This window comes from Vicinamibacteria bacterium, from assembly GCA_035620555.1.
Lineage (GTDB): Bacteria > Acidobacteriota > Vicinamibacteria > Marinacidobacterales > SMYC01 > DASPGQ01.
Genome location: DASPGQ010000357.1, coordinates 1 through 4,367, shown reverse-complemented (window position 1 = coordinate 4,367; position 4,367 = coordinate 1). Strand labels below are relative to the sequence as shown.

The window sequence follows — 4,367 nt, the reverse complement described above, 5'->3', positions numbered from 1 at the left end:
AGCGCCACATGTCGAACTTGTCCCAATCGCTTCGGAACCTCTCCTCGATTTCGAAGTCCCTGTAGGCCACGGTACCCGGGGGACGCTCGATCTGAATGTAGCCGCCGGCACGGAATGGCACTTCCTCACCCGGGGGAAGCTCGAGCACCAGCTCCTTGATGAACGTCGCGACGTTGTGATTGGAGCGCACCTGGCACTGCCACTTCCGAATCTCGAAGATCTCGGCGGGAAGCTCGATCTTGAGGTCTTGCTTGACCTTGACCTGGCAGGACAGGCGAATCCCTTCACGAGCTTCCCCGCGATTGATGTGGCTCGTCTCCGTGGGCAACATGGCGCCGCCGCCGTCGACGACCTTGACGGTGCAAACGCCGCAACTTCCCTTGCCGCCGCAGGCCGACGGAATGAAGATGCGGTTGGCGGCCAGCGTTCCGAGAAGTGTGCCACCCGCCCCGGTCGCGATCGTCTTGTCGGGGTCGTCGTTGATGAGAATGTTCACGTTTCCGGTGGCCACGAGCTGTCGTCGGGCCCACATCAACATCGCGACCTGGCTCACGATCACGAGGGTGAACATGAGCACGCCGAGAGCGACGGTCGCCATGAGCGTTAGAGCTGTATGCCCCCGAAGGCCATGAACCCGATGGCCATCAGGCCCGTGAGGAGGAACGTGATTCCGAGCCCGCGCAAGCCTTCGGGAATGTGGTTGTAACGAAGACGTTCGCGGATTCCGGCAAGGGCGACGATTGCCAGGGCCCAGCCGGTTCCCGACCCGAAGCCGAAAACGAGGCTCTCGGCGAGATCGTAGCTCCGCTCCACCATGAACAGAGACGCTCCGAGAATCGCACAGTTGACGGCGATCAGAGGCAGGAACACCCCGAGCGCGTTGTAGAGCGCGGGGAAGAAACGGTCGAGGGCCATTTCCACGATCTGCACCATGGCCGCGATGGTCCCGATGTAGGTGAGAAAACCCAGAAACGACAGATCCTGCTCGGCGAGGGACGGGTCGAGCCAGGACAGGGCCCCGGGCTTGAGCAGGAAGTTGTAAACCAGATTGTTGGCCGGAACCGTCACCGTCAGGACGAATACGACCGCGCTTCCGAGGCCGATGGCGGTGTCGACCCTGCGAGAGACGGCGACGAACGAGCACATCCCCAGAAAAAAAGCGAGAGCCATGTTCTCGATGAAGATGGCTTTTACCGCGAGGCTCAGGTAGCTCTCCAGCATGTCAATCCGCCTCGACTTGTTCCGGCTTCCACGTCCGGAGCGCCCAGATGAAGAAGCCAATGATGAAGAATGCTCCCGGAGAGATGACCAGGAGCCCGTTGGGAGTGTACCAGCCGCCGTCGGCCACGTTGGCGAGAACCGGTATACCGAAAAACGTCCCCGAGCCAAAGATTTCCCGGATGGCGGCGGTCATCATCAGGATGAGTGAGTAACCCAGGCCGTTGCCGACGCCGTCCACGAGACTCATGGCCGGTGGATTTTGCATTGCGAAAGCTTCCGCCCGACCCATGATGATGCAGTTGGTAATGATGAGACCGACGAAGACCGAAAGTTGTTTCGATATCTCGAAAACGTAGGCCTTCAGCACCTGATCGGTGACGATCACCAGCGAAGCGATGATGGTGAGCTGTACGATGATGCGTATGTTCGTCGGAATCTGGTTCCGGATCGCACTGACGAGGAAATTCGAGGCGGTCAACACCGCGATGACGGCGATGCTCATCACCACCGCAGTATCCATCTTGGTCGTAACCGCCAGTGCCGAACAGATTCCCAGCACCTGGAGCGCAATGGGGTTGTTGTTGAACAGAGGGTCGAACAGGGCCTCTTTCGCCGGTCTTGCCATCAGCTGACGTTCTCTCTCAACCTCTCCAGGTATTTGCCGAAGCCGTGCTCGCCGAGCCAGAACCGAACCAGGTTCGTCACCCCGCGGCTCGTCATCGTCGCTCCCGAGAGTCCATCCACGCGATTGGGGTCCTCCTCGGGCGGACCCGCCTTGCCGCGAATCACCTCGATGGCCGGCTCGAAGTTCTCATCGAATGCTTCTCGACCTTTCCACAGAGCTTTCCATTTTGGGTTGTCGACCTCGCCTCCCAGCCCGGGGGTCTCCTTGTGCTCGTAGAACGTGATCCCCCGGACGTGTTGAAGCTCGGCGTCGAGCGCGATGAAGCCATAGAGAGTCGACCACAAACCCTTGCCCTCGATGGGGAGGATGATGAGCTTCAGCTTACCCCCTTCTTCGAGGCGGTAGACCAGTGCCTGCTCGGGAACCCTTTCCACCCCCGCCGGGTTTCTGGGCGCCGGCGAGGAGGTGGCCGGATCCGAAGCGACTTTCCTCTGATCGAAGCTCGCCGGGTCCACGTCGGGCAGCGGCTCACCGGTCTCGAGGCTTACCACCGTCGAGACGATTGGCTCGAAGCGACGCTCCACTTCCTCGGACGACAGCTCCTCCGAGTCGCCCGCCAGACCGGCGGCAACGAGTACGTTTCGTTGTTTGTCGAGGTAGGCGTTCGTCTCCTGCTTTTCCTTGAGGGACACCGCGGAGGACGACACGACGACGGCACAAACGAGACACACGATGGTCGCGAAAACGATCGAGTAGGCAGCGCTACGTTGCATGAGGCCCCGTCTGTCTCAATGTTAGCGACGAGAACCGGAAGCCGCAAAAGAGTTGCGGCGGGCGGCAAAACCCTCGGGTCGAGAGGGCTATCCTGCTGCACTCCTTGTTTCGCGTGCGGTTCACCGCCATCCTCTTCTATCCTGCCCGTTCCACCGCGGCGCGCGCAGCATAGCGTGAGCGACGTCTTCGCACATTGGCCCGGATGGCGAAGTGGTCGATGAGGGGGGCAAACACGTTCATGAACAGTATGGCGAGCATCATCCCTTCGGGATAGGCCGGGTTGACGACACGGATGAGCACGACGAGAACGCCGATGAGGAAACCGTAGACGAGTCGACCACCTTCCGTGCCCGGCGCGGTCACCGGCTCGGTCGCCATGAACACCGTGCCGAATGCCCAGCCTCCGAGCACGAAATGCCACCAGAACGGGACGTCGAAAAAGGGGTTCGTTTCCGAGCCGATGACATTCAGCAGCAGGGAAGCGGCCACCGTGCCTGCGGTGACGCTCACGATGATGCGCCACGAGCCGATGCCGGTCACGATCAGCACCAGCGCGCCGAAAAGACACGCCAAGAACGACGTCTCGCCCATCGAGCCCGGCACCAACCCCCAGAAGGCATCCCACCAATCGAGCCCGGCGGTCAGCGCGGACTGTCCCTGAAGCGCAGCCGCCGCGAGCCAGGTCGCCCCACTGACGCCGTCGGTGCTGGTCTGGGCGGCAATCCAGACGTCGTCGCCCGACATTTGCGCCGGATAGGCGAAGAAGACGAATGCGCGGGCCACGAGTGCGGGATTGAGGATGTTGTATCCCGTTCCTCCGAAAATCTCCTTCCCCACCACGACGCCGAAACTGATTCCCAGAGCGACCTCCCAGAGCGGAATGGTCGGAGGCAATATCAGGGGAAAGAGCATCCCAGTCACGAGAAAGCCCTCGTTCACCTCGTGACGGCGTACCGCGGCGAACACGACCTCCCACCCGCCCCCCACGGCGAAAGTAGTGACTAGCACGGGAACGTAATAGAGCCCGCCGTGGACGAACGAGGCCAGAAAACTCGAGGGATCGAAGCCGAGGGCGAGGGTCTCCATGGCCGCCGTCTGCCAGTTGTCGAGAGGCAGAGCCCCTTTCGAGATCGCCAGGTTCGCCTGGAAGCCCGTGTTGTAAAAAGCCATGAAGACCGTGCCCGCGAGCGAAGCGACCACGACCATCATGGTTCGCTTCAGGTCGAGCGCGTCTCTGATATGAGAGGCCCCGTCGGTCGTCTTCCCCGGAGTGAAGAGGAATGTGTCGCCGGCTTCGTGCAGGGGATGGAGACGCTCGAGCCTCCCCCCTTTGGAGAAGAGCTTTTCCTGTTTGTCGAGGAGAGTCCTCAGAAACCGCATTTACCCCTCTTTTTGGATCGTCGTCAGCACTCTTCTCAAGTGAGCTCCAAAATCGTTCTTGCCCACGTCGGCGAAAGTACAGAGGGCGAGGTCCTCTTCTTCGAGCTCGAGGCATCCGAGCTCCTGAGCGCGCTCGACATCCTGCATGACGAGCGCACGCAAGAGGAACGTGGGAAGTATATCCATGGGCATGACCTGCTCATATGAGCCGATGGGAACGATGGCGCGGTGGGAGCCGTGGGTGGAAGTCGTCAAGTCCAGCTTCCTGCGGGGAAACAGTCGGGAAAGAAAAACGGGCTTGACCGAGAACTTGTTTCGCCCCGGGGTGAGCCAGCCGAGAAACACCCGCTCGCGATCTTCAGCGATT

6 protein-coding genes are annotated in these 4,367 nt (G+C 61.0%); all 6 read right to left on the bottom strand.

The features are described 5' to 3' along the window. Positions 1–598, bottom strand: a 598-nt coding sequence (locus VEK15_14560; protein HXV61916.1) for a 2Fe-2S iron-sulfur cluster-binding protein, incomplete at its 3' end; no start/stop codon positions are given. 5 nt (positions 599–603) lie between these two features. Beyond that, a complete protein-coding gene (nqrE, locus tag VEK15_14555) occupies positions 604–1,221 on the bottom strand; it encodes an NADH:ubiquinone reductase (Na(+)-transporting) subunit E (protein ID HXV61915.1) in 618 nt (205 codons plus the stop codon). Position 1,222: 1 nt separating this feature from the next. Then, the gene (locus tag VEK15_14550) at positions 1,223–1,846 is read right to left on the bottom strand and encodes an NADH:ubiquinone reductase (Na(+)-transporting) subunit D (protein HXV61914.1); all 624 of its coding nucleotides are present in this window, start codon (positions 1,844–1,846) and stop codon (positions 1,223–1,225) included. Continuing rightward, positions 1,846–2,619, bottom strand: coding sequence for a Na(+)-translocating NADH-quinone reductase subunit C (locus tag VEK15_14545; protein ID HXV61913.1), 774 nt, complete (start codon positions 2,617–2,619; stop codon positions 1,846–1,848). Before VEK15_14545 ends, VEK15_14550 begins: the two co-directional genes overlap by 1 nt. Positions 2,620–2,755: 136 nt before the next feature. Continuing rightward, positions 2,756–4,000 (bottom strand): NADH:ubiquinone reductase (Na(+)-transporting) subunit B, encoded by a 1,245-nt coding sequence (locus VEK15_14540; protein HXV61912.1) that lies wholly within the window; start codon positions 3,998–4,000, stop codon positions 2,756–2,758. Then, positions 4,001–4,367 (bottom strand): NADH:ubiquinone reductase (Na(+)-transporting) subunit A (locus VEK15_14535; protein HXV61911.1); only part of this gene is annotated, 367 nt, incomplete at its 5' end.